This is a genomic window from Streptomyces sp. NPDC085596, assembly GCF_044541565.1.
Taxonomy (GTDB): Bacteria; Actinomycetota; Actinomycetes; order Streptomycetales; family Streptomycetaceae; genus Streptomyces.
Map to the genome: position 1 here is coordinate 1,072,727 of NZ_JBITTC010000001.1, position 14,767 is coordinate 1,087,493.

16 protein-coding genes are annotated in these 14,767 nt (G+C 70.4%); 6 read left to right on the plus strand and 10 right to left on the minus strand.

Annotated features, from left to right (window positions below; translation table 11 throughout):
* The first annotated feature begins 577 nt into the window (after nt 1–577).
* From ACIGA3_RS04915 to ACIGA3_RS04930, 4 genes are read left to right on the plus strand one after another with little or no spacing between them, the layout of a single operon-like run.
* Entirely contained in the window at nt 578–1,378 is an 801-nt protein-coding gene (locus ACIGA3_RS04915) for an ABC transporter permease (protein WP_399710566.1), read from the plus strand.
* 49 nt (nt 1,379–1,427) lie between these two features.
* The gene (locus tag ACIGA3_RS04920; RefSeq protein WP_399710810.1) at nt 1,428–2,192 is read left to right on the plus strand and encodes an ABC transporter permease; all 765 of its coding nucleotides are present in this window, start codon (nt 1,428–1,430) and stop codon (nt 2,190–2,192) included.
* Between the two features lie 4 nt (nt 2,193–2,196).
* Complete coding sequence (locus tag ACIGA3_RS04925) at nt 2,197–3,168, plus strand: ATP-binding cassette domain-containing protein (protein WP_399710568.1); 972 nt, start codon at nt 2,197–2,199, stop codon at nt 3,166–3,168.
* A gap of 9 nt (nt 3,169–3,177) precedes the next feature.
* Nucleotides 3,178–3,927: a DUF1707 domain-containing protein gene (locus ACIGA3_RS04930; RefSeq protein WP_399710570.1), complete on the plus strand. Its 750-nt coding sequence runs from the start codon at nt 3,178–3,180 to the stop codon at nt 3,925–3,927.
* 5 nt (nt 3,928–3,932) lie between these two features.
* On the opposite strand, the gene ACIGA3_RS04935 is transcribed toward ACIGA3_RS04930, so the two are convergent.
* The 3 genes from ACIGA3_RS04935 to ACIGA3_RS04945 all read right to left on the minus strand — a co-directional run bounded on the left by ACIGA3_RS04935 (nt 3,933) and on the right by ACIGA3_RS04945 (nt 5,554).
* Nucleotides 3,933–4,331 carry a hypothetical protein gene (locus ACIGA3_RS04935; RefSeq protein WP_399710572.1) on the minus strand — a complete coding sequence of 133 codons (399 nt, stop codon included), beginning with the start codon at nt 4,329–4,331 and terminating at the stop codon, nt 3,933–3,935.
* A gap of 173 nt (nt 4,332–4,504) precedes the next feature.
* On the minus strand, nt 4,505–5,242 hold the full coding sequence (gene rph, locus ACIGA3_RS04940; protein WP_399710574.1) for a ribonuclease PH: 738 nt from the start codon (nt 5,240–5,242) through the stop codon (nt 4,505–4,507).
* A 78-nt stretch (nt 5,243–5,320) separates the two neighbouring features.
* A complete protein-coding gene (locus ACIGA3_RS04945) occupies nt 5,321–5,554 on the minus strand; it encodes a glucose PTS transporter subunit EIIB (RefSeq protein ID WP_399710576.1) in 234 nt (77 codons plus the stop codon).
* Between the two features lie 251 nt (nt 5,555–5,805).
* Here ACIGA3_RS04945 and ACIGA3_RS04950 point away from each other — a divergent pair, with 251 nt between their 5' ends.
* Complete coding sequence (locus ACIGA3_RS04950) at nt 5,806–7,071, plus strand: PTS transporter subunit EIIC (RefSeq protein WP_399710578.1); 1,266 nt, start codon at nt 5,806–5,808, stop codon at nt 7,069–7,071.
* Between the two features lie 66 nt (nt 7,072–7,137).
* On the opposite strand, the gene ACIGA3_RS04955 is transcribed toward ACIGA3_RS04950, so the two are convergent.
* Nucleotides 7,138–7,890, minus strand: a complete 753-nt coding sequence (locus ACIGA3_RS04955; RefSeq protein ID WP_399710580.1) for an MBL fold metallo-hydrolase — start codon at nt 7,888–7,890, stop codon at nt 7,138–7,140.
* 216 nt (nt 7,891–8,106) lie between these two features.
* Between ACIGA3_RS04955 and ACIGA3_RS04960 the strand changes: the two genes are divergently transcribed.
* Nucleotides 8,107–8,586 (plus strand): type II toxin-antitoxin system PemK/MazF family toxin, encoded by a 480-nt coding sequence (locus ACIGA3_RS04960; RefSeq protein WP_399710582.1) that lies wholly within the window; start codon nt 8,107–8,109, stop codon nt 8,584–8,586.
* A 47-nt stretch (nt 8,587–8,633) separates the two neighbouring features.
* Here the strand turns inward: ACIGA3_RS04960 and ACIGA3_RS04965 are convergent, their stop codons facing one another.
* From ACIGA3_RS04965 to ACIGA3_RS04990, 6 genes are all read right to left on the minus strand, one after another.
* Nucleotides 8,634–9,077: a hypothetical protein gene (locus tag ACIGA3_RS04965; protein WP_399710584.1), complete on the minus strand. Its 444-nt coding sequence runs from the start codon at nt 9,075–9,077 to the stop codon at nt 8,634–8,636.
* A gap of 141 nt (nt 9,078–9,218) precedes the next feature.
* Nucleotides 9,219–11,027, minus strand: coding sequence for a hypothetical protein (locus ACIGA3_RS04970; protein WP_399710586.1), 1,809 nt, complete (start codon nt 11,025–11,027; stop codon nt 9,219–9,221).
* Between the two features lie 305 nt (nt 11,028–11,332).
* Nucleotides 11,333–12,283: a PLP-dependent cysteine synthase family protein gene (locus ACIGA3_RS04975; protein WP_399710588.1), complete on the minus strand. Its 951-nt coding sequence runs from the start codon at nt 12,281–12,283 to the stop codon at nt 11,333–11,335.
* A 17-nt stretch (nt 12,284–12,300) separates the two neighbouring features.
* Complete coding sequence (locus ACIGA3_RS04980; protein WP_399710590.1) at nt 12,301–12,579, minus strand: MoaD/ThiS family protein; 279 nt, start codon at nt 12,577–12,579, stop codon at nt 12,301–12,303.
* Nucleotides 12,580–12,741: 162 nt separating this feature from the next.
* The gene (locus tag ACIGA3_RS04985) at nt 12,742–13,164 is read right to left on the minus strand and encodes a Mov34/MPN/PAD-1 family protein (protein ID WP_399710592.1); all 423 of its coding nucleotides are present in this window, start codon (nt 13,162–13,164) and stop codon (nt 12,742–12,744) included.
* 142 nt (nt 13,165–13,306) lie between these two features.
* Complete coding sequence (locus tag ACIGA3_RS04990) at nt 13,307–14,725, minus strand: amino acid permease (RefSeq protein ID WP_399710593.1); 1,419 nt, start codon at nt 14,723–14,725, stop codon at nt 13,307–13,309.
* Nucleotides 14,726–14,767 lie beyond the last annotated feature (42 nt).

The window sequence follows — 14,767 nt, forward strand, 5'->3', positions numbered from 1 at the left end:
CGGCGCAGCACCTGGGTGCTCTCGGCCGGCGGGGTCTCCTTGGCGCCGGACTGGGCGGGCACGGCGGGAGCCTGCCCGGTCCTGGCCGGGGTCCCGGCGTCCTTGGCCGCCGGGGTGCCCTTGCCGGGCGTCTTCTCCGCCGCCGCGTCGGACTTCCCGCCCGTGGCCGAAGATCCAGCCGGGCGGGGGGTGTTGGGGGTCGCGGAGTCGCGCGCGGGTGCGCTCTCCGGCTGCTGCCCGGTCTCCGCCGGTTCGCGGCCGGCCGGACTCTTCGCCGGTTTCGCCTGCGGTTCCGCTGCTGCGGGCCCCCCGGCCGGCTGAGGTTCTTCTCGCGCCCCGCCCTCGTTCGGCTGCTGCGGCTGCGGCTCGTCGCTCATGTCGTGCACGGACTCCTGTTTCGTCGTACGTTCCCGTACGCCTCGTACGCCTTCTGCGCCCCCTGTTTGAAGACTCTCGCACCTGGCGAACCGTTCCCGGATTCCGGCACGCTTCCGGCACGGAAAACGCGTGGCCGATCGCGGGGCCGGGGGCTAGGCTCCTGCGCTTCGGTGTCGAGAGTCCGGGGAGGTGGACCGTCGTGGGCGCTGGACGGTTGTACGGGGCCGTCGCGGCAGGTGGATTCAGACGGTACGCGACCTACCGGGCGGCCACTGCGGCAGGGGTGTTCACCAACACCGTCTTCGGTCTCATCATCGTGTGCACCTACCGTGCCCTGTGGGACGCCCGGCCGCACTTGGGCGGATATGACCAGGCGCAGGCAGTGACCTATGTATGGCTCGGGCAGGCCCTGCTGTCGACGCTGGCGATCGGCGGCGGGGGCGTCGAGGAAGAGCTGATGGAACGCATCCGTACGGGTGACGTCGCGGTCGACCTGTACCGGCCCGTCGATCTCCAACTGTGGTGGCTGGCGGCGGACCTGGGCCGGGCCTGCTTCCAGCTGCTGGGGCGCGGGGTGGTGCCGTTCCTCTTCGGGATGCTCTGCTTCCCCGCGTACCTGCCCTCGGACGTCGGCACCTGGCTGGCCCTGCTGGTGACGGTGGCGCTGGCGATGCTGGTCGGCTTCGGTATCCGCTATCTGCTGGCGCTGAGCACGTTCTGGCTGCTGGACGGCTCGGGGATCACCCGGATCGCCTGGCTGGCGGGGCACTTCTGCTCGGGGATGCTGCTGCCGCTGAACGTCTTCCCGGGCACGCTCGGCGAGGTCGTACGGGCGCTGCCGTGGTCGGCGCTGCTCCAGGCCCCGGCGGACGTGCTGCTGGGCCGGGCGAACCTCCTGGCCACCTGGCTGTTCCAGGCGGTGTGGGCGGTGGCGCTGCTGGGCGCGGGGCGGCTGCTCCAGTCGGTGGCGACCCGGCGGGTGGTGGTCCAGGGTGGCTGAGTACGGCCGGGTGCGGGAGGGGGTAAGGGCGTACGGGCTGATCGCCGGGATGTGGGTGCGGTCCACGATGGCGTACCGGGTGTCGTTCGTGATGACCACGTTCGGGAACTTCGCGGCGACCTTCCTGGACTTCGTCGCGATCATGCTGATGTTCTCCCGCGTGGACGCCCTGGGCGGCTACTCGCTGCCCGAGGTGGCGTTCCTGTACGGGCTGTCGGCGGTGGCGTTCGGGCTGGCGGACCTGCTGATCGGCTCGATGGACCGGCTCGGGCGCCGGGTGCGCGACGGCACGCTGGACACGCTGCTGGTGCGTCCGGCGCCGGTGCTGGCGCAGGTCGCGGCGGACCAGTTCGCGCTGCGGAGGCTGGGCCGGGTGACGCAGGGGTCGCTGGTGCTGGGCTGGTCGCTGAGCCGGCTGGACGTGGACTGGACGGCGGCCAAGCTGCTGCTGATGCCGCTGATGGTGGTGGGCGGGTGTGGGATCTTCTGCGCGGTGTTCGTGGCGGGGGCGGCGTTCCAGTTCCTGGCGCAGGACGCCTCGGAGGTGCAGAACGCCTTCACCTACGGCGGTACGACGCTGCTCCAGTACCCGCCGACGGTGTTCACCGCGGAACTGGTGCGCGGGGTGACCTTCGTGCTGCCGCTGGCCTTCGTCAACTGGGTGCCCGCCGCCTATGTGCTGGGGCGCCCGTATCCGCTGGGGCTGCCGGGGTGGACGGCGTTCGTCTCCCCGCTGGTGGCGCTGGCGTGCTGTGCGCTCGCCGGGCTGGCCTGGCGGGCGGGACTGCGTTCGTACCGGAGCACGGGGAGCTGAACTGATGGCGGACGAAGACGGGTTCATCACGCTGGAGAAGGTCGGCAAGGTCTTCGAGGTGCGCAAGAAGGCGGGGTTCCTCAAGCGGGTGCGGCGCGAGGTGCGGGCGGTGGACTCGATCTCGTTCACCGTGGCGCGCGGCGAGATGGTCGGCTACATCGGGCCGAACGGCGCGGGCAAGTCGACCACGATCAAGATGCTGACCGGCATCCTCACCCCGACCTCGGGCCGGCTGCGGGTGGCCGGGATCGACCCGTCGAAGGAGCGGACACGGCTGGCACACCGTATCGGGGTGGTGTTCGGGCAGCGGACGACCCTGTGGTGGGACCTGCCGCTGATCGACTCCTACCGCCTCGCGCACCGCATGTACCGCGTCCCGGACGCCCGTTATCGGGAGAACCTGGAGCGCTGCGTCGAACTGCTGGAACTGGAAGCCCTGTTGGACGTGCCGGTACGGCAGCTGTCGCTGGGCCAGCGGATGCGCGGCGACATCGCGGCGGCCCTGCTGCACGACCCGGAGGTGCTGTACCTGGACGAGCCGACGATCGGCCTGGACGTCGTCTCCAAGGCCAAGGTGCGCGGTTTCCTCAAGGAGTTGAACACCGAGCGCGGCACGACGGTCCTGCTCACCACCCATGACCTCCAGGACATCGAGCAGTTGTGCTCGCGGGTGATGGTGATCGACCACGGGCGCCTGGTGTACGACGGTTCGCTGACCGGGCTGCACGAGGCCGGGGACGGCGAGCGGACTCTGGTGGTGGACCTGGAGCGGGAACTGCCTCCGATCGAGGCGCCGTCGGCGCGGGTGGTGCGGGTGGAGGGACCCCGGCAGTGGCTGGCGTTCCCGGCGGGACAGTCGGCGGCCCCGCTGGTGGCGCACATCGCGGCCGGGTACCCGCTGGTGGACCTCTCCGTGCGCGAGCCCGACATCGAGGCGGTCATCGCCAAGATGTACGCGGAGAAGGCGGTCTCGTAGTCTGCTGTCATGACCGACGACGCTGCCCCGGACCGCCGCTCCCCCGGTCCCGTCCCGGACCTCCGCGCCTCCGACGCCGACCGTGAGCGGGTCGTCGAGATCCTGCGCGACGGGCTGGCCGAAGGACGCCTGGACATGGCGGAGTTCGAGGAGCGGCTGGAGGCGGCGTACACGGCCCGTACCTACGGCGAGCTGGCCCCGCTGACCAGTGACCTCCCCGCGGCAGGGGCCCCCGCAACTCCGGTGTCCTTCACCAAGCAGCCGGTGGACGACGGGAGTTGGGCGTCCCGGATCGTCGGCAGCGAGGGCACGTCGACCGGGGCGGTGGCGGTGCTGTCCGGGTTCCAGCGCAAGGGGCGCTGGACGATGCCGAAGAAGTTCACCTGCTTCGCGTTCATGGGCGGTGGCGAGATCGACCTGCGCGAGGCGTACTTCGCGGACCGCGAGGTCGAGATCTCCTGCGTGGCCATCATGGGCGGCCTGGAGGTGATCGTGCCGCCGGGCGTCGAGGTCGTGGTGCGCGGCATCGGCGTGATGGGCGGCTTCGAGCACCCCGACCGCGACGAGCCGGGCGAGCCCGGGGCGCCGCGCGTCATCATCAGCGGGTTCGCGTTCTGGGGCGGCGTCGGCGTGGAGCGCAAGCTCACCCGGGCCGAGCGGCAGCGCCTGAAGGAGCTGCGCCGCCAGGAGCGGCTGGACCGCAGGCAGGCCCGCCACGAACTGCGCCATGTCCGCCGCGAGGACCGCGACGGACACTGAGCGCGCTACGGCGTGCAGACCTTGGTGAGTTCGCCCGCCGCGTCGGTGACCGGGGTGACGTCCGGGGTGTTGTCGCCGTTCCTGATGGCGGTACGGACGTTCGAGACGGCCGAATTCAGGTCGTCCACCGCCTTGTTGACGTCGGCGTCGTCCGTCCGGTCGCCGATCTTGTCCAGGTTCTTCTCGATGGAGTCGAGGGAGGCGTCGGCCTGCGTCGGGTCGTTCGCGGCGTTCTCCACGGCCTGCTGCAGGTCGGTGACGCTGTCGGCGATGGAGTCGGCGGTCCGCACACAGTCCAGGGCCTTGTTCACGGCGTCGCAGCCGGTGGTGAGGCCCACGGTGAGCGTGGCGGCCGCGACGGCGGCTATGACGGTGACGCGGCCTCGGCGGCGGCTGGCGGGCATGCGGTGTTCCTCCCCTGGTACGGCTGGCCGGGCGCGCGGTGATGTGCCGCGCGCCCGTACCGTCCAAGACGCCGTCCGCCGGGGCGGGGTTGCCCGTAGGGCCGGGGGTTTTTGGTGTTCCCTTTACCCGGCCGGTCCTGCCCGGTCCTACTTGGTCCTACTCGGGCTTGGTCCTACTCGGGCAGGGTCAGCGCGAGGGCGGCCCGCTGGAACTCGGTGAGTTCGGCGCAGCCGGCGACGCCCAGGTCGAGCAGGGCGTTCAGTTCGTCGCGGGAGAAGGGCGCGGCCTCGGCGGTGCCCTGGATCTCCACGAAGCGGCCGTCGCCGGTGCAGACCACGTTCATGTCGGTCTCGGCGCGCACGTCTTCCTCGTAGCAGAGGTCGAGCAGCGGGACGCCGTCCACGATGCCGACCGAGACGGCGCCGACGGTGCCGGTGAGCGGCTGACGGTTGGCCTTGATCAGCTTCTTGCGCTGGGCCCAGGCGATGGCGTCGGCGAGGGCGACGTAGGCGCCGGTGATGGCGGCGGTGCGGGTGCCGCCGTCGGCCTGGAGGACGTCGCAGTCCAGGACGATGGTGTTCTCGCCGAGCGCCTTGTAGTCGATGACGGCGCGCAGCGAGCGGCCGATGAGGCGGGAGATCTCGTGCGTGCGCCCGCCGATCTTGCCCCGGACGGACTCGCGGTCGCCGCGGGTGTTGGTGGAGCGGGGCAGCATGGAGTACTCGGCGGTGACCCAGCCCTCGCCACTGCCCTTGCGCCAGCGGGGGACGCCTTCGGTGACGCTGGCGGTGCAGAACACCTTGGTGTCGCCGAAGGAGACGAGGACGGAGCCCTCGGCGTGCTTGCTCCAGCCGCGTTCGATGGTGACGGGGCGGAGCTGTTCGGGGGAGCGGCCGTCGATTCGAGACATGCGGATGAGCCTATCGGGAGTGACGCGAGGGGCTCCTCCCCCATGGGGAGAAGCCCCTCGTGCCGGTGAGCCCGAGGCTCACATCATGTCTTCGATCTCCGCGGCGATCGGGTCGGCGTCGGTGCCGATGACGACCTGGATGGCGGTGCCCATCCGCACGACACCGTGGGCGCCAGCGGCCTTCAGGGCGGCGTCGTCGACGAGCGAGGCGTCGTGGACCTCGGTCCGCAGGCGGGTGATGCAGCCCTCGATCTCGTCGATGTTGTCGATGCCGCCGAGCCCGGCGACGATCTTCTCAGCCTTGGTGGCCATGTTCCTTCTCCCTGATCCGAACGCCAAACGTCCGCAGACTGGTCTACACCACCAAGGGGAACCCCACCAAACCGCCCCCCGCAACTCTCGGGCCGCGCACACCGTGTAGCTCTGCGGTCGCAGATTTCACGGGTTCCTTATATTCGTGCCATCGTGCTACAACAGGTCTACACCACAAGTGGTGTAGACCACAGACGCTGCCGTCCCCTTCCATGGTCCCAGGGCGGCGCCCTGCCCATCTGGAGGAAGTTGTGACCACGGCCAGCGCCGCGCCCCCGGCCGAGAGTAAGAAGGGCGCCAAGGTGATGGGCGTCCTGCAGCGGATCGGCCGCAGCCTGATGCTGCCGGTCGCGGTGCTTCCCGCCGCCGCCCTCCTGGTGCGGCTCGGCAACCCCGACATGCTGGGCGACCCCTCCTACCCGGCGTTCCTGACCAAGATCGCATCCTTCATGGCCGCGGGCGGCAACGCGATCCTGGACAACATGGCGCTGCTGTTCGCGGTGGGCATCGCCATCGGCTTCGCCAAGAAGTCGGACGGCTCCACGGCGCTCGCCGCGGTCGTCGGTTACCTGGTCTTCAAGAACGTGCTGGCCACGTTCACCGACAAGAACCTGCCGAAGGTGGCGACCGCCGTCGACGGCAAGGTCGTCATGGTGAACGCCCCGGTGGACGCCAAGGTCCTCGGCGGTGTGGTGATGGGCATCGTGGTCGCCCTGCTCTACCAGCGCTTCTACCGCACCAAGCTGCCCGACTGGGCCGGCTTCTTCGGCGGCCGCCGCCTGGTGCCGATCCTCTCCGCGCTCGCCGGTCTGCTCATCGGCATCGTCTTCGGCTACATCTGGCCGGTGCTCGGCACGGGCCTGCACAGCTTCGGTGAGTGGCTGGTCGGCTCGGGCGCCGTCGGCGCGGGCATCTTCGGTGTCGCCAACCGCGCGCTGATCCCGATCGGCATGCACCACCTGCTGAACTCGTTCCCGTGGTTCCAGGCGGGCGACTACCACGGCAAGAGCGGCGACATCGCGCGCTTCCTCGCCGGTGACCCGACCGCGGGCCAGTTCATGACCGGCTTCTTCCCGATCATGATGTTCGCGCTCCCCGCCGCCTGCCTCGCCATCGTGCACTGCGCCCGCCCCGAGCGCCGCAAGGTCGTCGGCGGCATGATGTTCTCCCTCGCGCTGACCTCGTTCTTCACCGGTGTCACCGAGCCGATCGAGTTCACCTTCATGTTCATCGCCCCGGTGCTGTACGCGATCCACGCGGTGCTCACCGGTGTCTCCATGGCACTGACCTGGTCGCTGGGCATGCGGGACGGCTTCGGCTTCTCGGCCGGCGCGATCGACTTCGGCCTGAACCTGGGCATCGCCTCCAACCCGTGGGGCCTGGTCCTGGTCGGCCTGTGCTTCGCGGTCGTCTACTACGTCGTCTTCCGCTTCGCCATCACCAAGTTCAACCTCCCCACGCCGGGCCGCGAGTCCGACGAGGAGCTGGCCGAACTCCAGAAGGCCGAGGCCAAGTAACCCGGCCGGTCTACGCGCAAGGCCCCGGAACCTTTCGAGGTTCCGGGGCCTTCGTCGTGCTCGGGGCTACAGCTCGTACGTCATGCGGGGCACCGCCAGCTCCACCCGTCCACTGAACGTCTCGCGGGCGTGGGCGAGGTTGACCTGGGGGTCGGTCCACGGCGGGATGTGGGTCAGGACCAGCATGCGGGCGCCCGCCCGGGTGGCCGTCTCCCCGGCCTCGCGGCCGTTGAGGTGCAGGTCGGGGATGTTCTCCTTGCCGTGCGTGAACGCCGCCTCGCACAGGAACAGGTCGGCGTCCCGCGCCAGCTCGTCCAGCGCCCCGCTGACCCCGGTGTCCCCGGAGTACGTCAGGGACTTGCCCCCGTGCTCGATCCGGATGGCGTACGCCTCGACGGGGTGCCGCACCCGCTCGGTGTGCACGGTGAACGGGCCGATCTCGAACGTGGACGGCTTGACCGTGTGGAAGTCGAAGACCTCGCTCATGGACGACGCCGAGGGCGTGTCGGCGTACGCCGTGGTCAGCCGGTGCTCGGTGCCCTCGGGGCCGTAGACCGGGATCGGCTCGCAGCGGCCGCCGTCGTGCCGGTAGTAGCGCGCCACGAAGTACGCGCACATGTCGATGCAGTGATCGGCGTGCAGATGGCTGAGGAAGATCGCGTCGAGGTCGTAGAGACCGACATGGCGCTGCAGCTCGCCGAGGGCGCCGTTGCCCATGTCGAGAAGCAGCCGGAAGCCGTCGGCCTCGACGAGGTAGCTCGAACAGGCCGATTCCGCGGACGGGAACGACCCCGAGCAGCCGACGACGGTGAGCTTCATGGAGCGGAAACCTCCGTGGACAGAAGCGGGTCGGGAAGCAGCAGGGCATGGTTGTGCGGTTTGTCGAGCGTAAGGCGCGAAAGCGCGGGTCGCTCCTCCGCCAGGGGCCGTTGTGGGCGAACTCACCTGTGCTGTCACCGGTTCGGCTGGACCGGGGGCGCATGGGGATGACTCAAGGGCGCGCGGCGGGCGGCGCACGCCGGTAACGTCCTCCGCATGGACACGACCTGGTGGCTGGCGCTGGTGGCGGTGCTCCTGCTGGCCCTGGTCGCCACGCTGGTGGACGGCTGGGGGCGGGGACACCGGCAGCGCGGGCGGCGGCTGCGGCCACCCGGCCGGCCCGCACCGCGGCCCCGACCGCGGGACCGGGCACGGACTCTGACGGACCGTCCGCGGCCGGGCGACATCTGGTGGGCCGACGTGCCCTACGAGGACCGGCCGGAGTCCAAGGACCGGCCGTGTCTGGTGCTGTCCGTGCGCGGCGACCGGGTCACGGTCGCAAAGATCACCAGCAAGGACCACGACCAGCGCGCCGGCGTCATCCCGCTGCCGCCCGGCTCGGTGGGCGACGCCCGGGGCCGCCCCAGCTTCCTGCGCACCGACGAGCTGCGCGAGGTGCGCCTGCGTGACTTCCGGCGCCGGGTGGGTACCGTCGACCCGGCCCTGTGGGACCAGGTGCGCCGCCTGGCGCGCTAGGTCACCCCGCATCTGATCGAGGCGCTGACCGAACCGGCCGCCGGGAGCTAGCCGATCCGCACGGTGACGCGGAACTCCTGAATGCCCTTGCAGGAGACCCCGCCCGGTGTGGTGGGCCGGGCGCACAGCGGGCGGCTGGACGTCAGGTGGACGGTGCCGGTGGCGGCGGCACGGTAGGCGGCGGTGGCGTCGCCGGGCTGGAGGACGATCCCGGTGTTGATCGCGGTCAGCGCGTCGCCGCTCACCCGGACCGGCTCCCAGGCGCGGGACTTGGTGCCGTCGAGGGTGAGCCGCAGCTCGCCGCCCCGCTCGAGACAAACGGTCTTCCCTGCGGCGGCGGAGGTCAGCCGCACCTGGTCCGCGCAGCCGCCGGAGCGCGAGGGCACGGCGGACGGCCTGGCGGAGGCCGAGGGCGTGGACTCGCCCCCGCAGCCCACGAGCAGCAGGAGCAGGGCCGTCGCCGCGAGGGCGCGGGACGTCGTACGGCGCATGGGGTCCGCCTCTCCGTCGTGGCCGGTGCCGTTCGGCACCGCTGGTGATGTGACGTGCCACCGGCGCGATCGGCTCCCGGGGAACGCGCGCGTCCCGCGCGCGGACGGCTTCCGCGCGCGGGACGGGGGTGCTGGTGCGGTTCAGCTCGTGGTGACGGCGGTGTCGTCCACTACGAAGCTGGTCTGCTGGGAGGAGTCCTCCACGCCGCTGAACTTCACGGTGACCGTCTGGCCCGCGAAGGACGACAGGTCGAAGGTCTTCTGCGCGTACCCGGAGGCGGCGTTGACGTTCGAGTAGGTCGCCAGGGTGGTCGAACCGGCGGTCACGGTCAGCTTGTCGTACGCGGTGCTGCCCGTCTCGGCGGTGTCGATGTGCAGGTAGAAGGTGAAGCTGGCCCTGCAGCCGGCGGGGATGGTCACCGACTGAGAGAGCGTGTCGGTGTGGCTGGAGCCGTAGCCGTCGAGCCACGCCTTGTACGAACCGGTGTGCGCGGCCTCGCCGCTGTCGTTGTTGATGACCCCGCTGCTGGCGGTCCAGGTGGTGCTGCCGGACTCGAAGCCGGGGTTGCCGAGGAGCTGCGCCGGGGTGCAGGTGCCACCGCCCCCGCCGCCGCCGGAGGCGAAGGCGGCCGTGCCGTTGGGGGTGCCCCAGCCGGTCGGGCCGTCGTAACCGGCGCGCGCGGTGCAGAAGTACGAGGTGGAGCAGGAGCCGTTGCTGCCGCTGGTCACGTCGTTGAGGTTCGCGGTGTGGCTGTAGGGGTACTGCGCCGGGTAGTCCGTGGCACCCGGGGTCCCCGCGAGGGCGTAGACGCCGGCGACGATCGGGGCGGAGGCGCTTGTGCCGCCGTAGACCGCCCAGCCGGAGCCGCCGTAGGTGTCGTAGACGGCGACGCCGGTGGCCGGGTCGGCGACGGCGGAGACGTCGGCCTCCATGCGCTTGGCGCAGCCGGTGTCGGTCTGCCAGGCCGGCTTCGGGTCGTAGGCGGAGCAGCCGGAGCCGGTGCCCTCGGTGGCGCTGGTGTGCCAGACGGACTCGCTCCAGCCGCGGGAGTTGGACGCGGTGGTCAGCGCAGTGCCGCCGACGGCGGTCACGTACTGCGAGGTCGCCGGGTACTCCGCGCCGTAGGCGGAGTCACCGGAGGAGACGGTGATGGCGACGCCCGGGTGCTTGAAGTACTGGGTGTCCTCGGTGGTCTGGCCGGACGCCTCTGAGCCGCCCCAGCTGTTGGAGACGAACTTGGCGCCGAGGGAGACGGCCTCGTTCTCGGCGATACCGAGGTCGGTGTCGTTGGCGGAGTTGGCCTCGACCAGGATGATCTTGCAGTTGGGGCAGACCGCGCTGACCATGTCGATGTCCAGCGCCTCCTCACCCGCCCAGCCCGTGTCGTTGGTGGGCAGCGAGGTGGTGGAGCCGGTCTGGCTGACCTGCTTGAAGCAGCCGTTGGCCTTGGTGCAGGCGGACAGGCCGTAGGTGGAGCGGTACGTGCCCAGGTCGGCCTCGGCGTTGGGGTCGTTGTAGGCGTCGACCACGGCGACCGTCATGCCGGAACCGCCGGTGGAGGGCAGGTTGTAGGCGCTGTGCAGGTTGGCCGGGGAGAGGCCGGAGGGGGTGGCGGCGGCGACCGCGGCGGCGAGCCGCTGCCTGATGTCGGTGCGGCGCTGGGCGAAGCAGGAGGCGTGGCCGGGCTTCGCGGTGGCGCACAGATGGGCGGTGGGGACCTTCTGGCCGGCCTTGCCGGTGGGGTGGAAGGTCTGCCGATCCGGGTCGGTCAGCGCCTTGTGGTTCTGGGTGGCGCGCGAGGTGGCGTGGGACATGGCCGCGGTGGCGGGTCCGGCCGAGGCCGTGGGGGCCGCGGTGAATCCGGCGACGGACAGGGCGAGGGTGGGGAGGGCGACGGCGAGGAGTCTGGGCAGACTCCGTCTCCGCCCGCCGGTGCGTGACTCACGCATGGGGAACTGCCTCCATGGGAAGTGGGGTTCTCGCACTGGATTGGCAGGCACGTGACGCGCGTAGCGGCGGCAGGGCACGCGGTCATGAGCATGACACTCTCAGACGTCCGGCATGTCGATGAACGTGACATGACAGATCGCGGGAGGAACGTAGCCCCGCGGTGCCGAGACCTGGCAGTACCGCACGGAATTCTTTGCCCCGCAATAGAAAGCGGTTGGCCCCCTCATAGGAGGGGGCTGACGCGATCTTGTGAGCTTCCTGGGTTTGACCGGAAGAAGCCTTGCGAGGAACGGCCGGAGGAAGATCAGGCCCAGAGCTGGCCCTGAAGGGCCTCGACCGCCTCTTCCGTGGTGGCCGCCGTGTAGACCCCGGTCGAGAGGTACTTCCAGCCGCCGTCCGCGACGACGAAGACGATGTCGGCGCTCTCCCCCGCCTTGACCGCCTTGCGGCCGACCCCGAGCGCAGCGTGCAGCACCGCGCCGGTGGAGACGCCCGCGAAGATGCCCTCCTGCTGGAGGAGTTCACGGGTACGGGCCACCGCGTCCGCCGAGCCGACGGAGAAACGGGTGGTGAGCACCGAGGCGTCGTACAGCTCGGGTACGAAGCCCTCGTCGAGGTTGCGCAGGCCGTACACCAGGTCGTCGTAGCGCGGCTCGGCGGCGACGATCTTCACGTCGGGCTTCTGCTCGCGCAGGTAGCGGCCGACGCCCATCAGGGTGCCGGTGGTGCCGAGGCCGGCGACGAAGTGGGTGACGGAGGGCAGGTCGGCCAGGATCTCGGGGCCGGTGCCGGCGTAGTGGGCGCCCGCGTTGTCGGGGTTCCCGTACTGGTAGAGCATCACCCAGTCGGGGTGCTCGGCGGCCAGCTCCTTGGCGACCCGGACGGCGGTGTTGGAGCCGCCCGCCGCCGGGGACGGGATGATCTCGGCGCCCCACATGCCGAGCAGGTCACGGCGCTCGCGGGAGGTGTTCTCCGGCATCACGCACACCATGCGGTAGCCCTTGAGCTTGGCGGCCATCGCGAGCGAGATGCCGGTGTTGCCGGAGGTGGGCTCCAGGATGGTGCAGCCGGGGGTGAGGCGGCCGTCCTTCTCCGCCTGCTCGATCATGTGCAGGGCGGGCCGGTCCTTGACCGAGCCGGTCGGGTTGCGGTCCTCCAGCTTGGCCCAGATCCGGACGTCGGGGGACGGCGAGAGCCGCGGCAGGCGCACCAGAGGGGTGTTGCCCACCGCCGCCAGCGGGGAGTCGTAACGCATGGGAGCGCGGGGGCCGGTCAGACCATGCCGCCGGCCACGGCCGGCAGGATGGTGACGGTGTCGCCGTCCGACAGCTTGGTGTCGATGCCGTCGACGAAGCGGACGTCCTCGTCGTTCAGGTACACGTTGACGAAGCGGCGCAGCTGCCCGCCGTCGACCACGCGGCCCTGGATGCCCGCGTGCCGGGTCTCGAGGTCGGCGAACAGGTCGGCGAGGGTCTCCCCGGCACCTTCGACCGCCTTCTGGCCGTCGGTGTACTGGCGGAGGATGGTCGGGATGCGGACCTCGATGGCCATGGTTGCGGGCTCCTGTCGGAAGGTGTCGTCGGGGCTGCGGACCAGGTACGTCAGCAGAAGGCGCGCACCACAGTCAGAACCATGGGCTCATCGTATCGATTCCCGGTCCACCCTCCGGAATCCTGTCCCGGATGGCGGACACTTTCCGACCGGGGAGTGGGATCAGTACGCGTCGACGACCTTGACCTCCTCCTCGGTGACCTCGCCGTCCAGGATGCGGAACGAACGGAACTGGAAGTCGCCGAGGCCGTCGGAGTCCGCCGTGGAGACCAGGACGTAGTGCGCGCCGGGCTCGTTCGCGTAGCCGATGTCGGTGCGGGAGGGGTATGCCTCCGTCGCGGTGTGGGAGTGGTAGATGACCACCGGCTCCTCGTCGCGGTCGTCCATCTCCCGGTAGAGCTTCAGCAGGTCCTGGGAGTCGAACTCGTAGAACGTCGGCGAGCGGGCGGCGTTCAGCATCGGGATGAAGCGCTCGGGGCGCCCGGCGCCCTCCGGCCCGGCCACCACACCGCACGCCTCGTCGGGGTGGTCCTCGCGGGCGTGGGCGACGATCCGGTCGTACAGGTCCTGGGTGATGGTCAGCATGCGGGCCAGGATAGGGGGACGGGCCGTCCCGTACCGCAGTGCGGTACGGGACGGCCCGCATGGCGGACGCCTTGAGCGGCGGCCGCCGGGGGTGCCACGAGTACTCCCGGCGGCCAGGCGTCCTGGATGGTCCCTTGGTGGGTCAGCCCACCTTCTCCAGCGCCGGTTCGTCACGCTCGCCGCTCTGCGGCGTGCGGGACTTCATGACCTGCCAGCCGATGCCGAGCGCGACGGCCCACACCGCCATCACATAGAGGCAGACGCGGGAGTCGGCATCGTACGCGATCAGGCCGGTGACGAAGAGCAGGAAGACGATGGCGATGTACGAGCAGACCGAGCCGCCCGGCGCCGGGAAGGACGAGGCGGGCAGCTTGCCCGCGACGACCGCGCGGCGGTAGAGCACGTGGCTGATCAGGATCATCAGCCAGGTCCAGATGCCCGCGGCGGTGGCGATGGAGGTGACGTAGCCGAACGCCTTCTCCGGGACGACGTAGTTCAGCACCACGCCGATGCCCATGAACAGCACCGAGATGGAGATGCCGAGCGCCGGGGTCTTGGTGGAGGACAGCTTGGCGAAGACGCGCGGGGCCTCGCCGTTGTCCGCCAGGGTGCGCAGCATGCGGCCCGTGGAGTACATGCCGGAGTTGCAGGAGGACAGGGCGGCGGTGAGCACCACGAAGTTCACGATGGCCGCGCCCGCCGGGATGCCGATCAGCGCGAACGCCTTCACGAACGGGCTGACGCCCGGCGCGAACTCGGTCCACTTGACCACGCAGAGGATGACGGTGAGGGCACCGACGTAGAAGAGGGCGATGCGCCAGGGCAGGGTGTTGATCGCCTTGGGCAGCGTCTTCTCCGGGTCCTCCGACTCGCCGGCGGTGACGCCGACCAGCTCGACCGCGAGGTAGGCGAACATCACGCCCTGGAGGGTCATCAGCGAGGAGCCGACACCCTTGGGGAAGAAGCCGTCGAACTGGTACAGGTTCGCCACCGAGGCGGTGTCACCGGCGGCGCTGAAGCCGAAGGTCAGCACGCCGAGGCCGATGACGATCATGCCGATCAGGGCGGTGACCTTGACCATCGAGAACCAGAACTCCAGCTCACCGAAGAGCTTCACGGAGATCAGGTTGACCCCGAACAGGACCACCAGGAAGACCAGTGCCGTGACCCACTGCGGGACGGCCGGGAACCAGTAGTTGACGTAGATCGCGGCGGCCGTCAGCTCGGCCATGCCGGTCACGACCCACATCAGCCAGTACGTCCAGCCGGTGAAGTAACCGAAGAACGGGCCGAGGAACTCCCGCGAGTACTCGGCGAACGAGCCGGAGACCGGGCGGTAGAGCAGCAGCTCGCCCAGGGCTCGCATGATGAAGAAGATGATCGCGCCCGCGAGCGCGTACATGAGGATGAGGCTGGGACCGGCCTTGGCGATGTTCGCCCCGGCTCCCAGGAACAGACCGACTCCGACGGCGCCACCGATGGCGATCATCTGGACCTGCCGGCTGCCGAGCCCGCGCTCGTACCCCTCCTCAGGGGCTTCGGTGACCTTCTCTGAGGCCATGGTGGTGCGCCTTTCTCCATGCCGACCCGTGGCCTTGCCTCG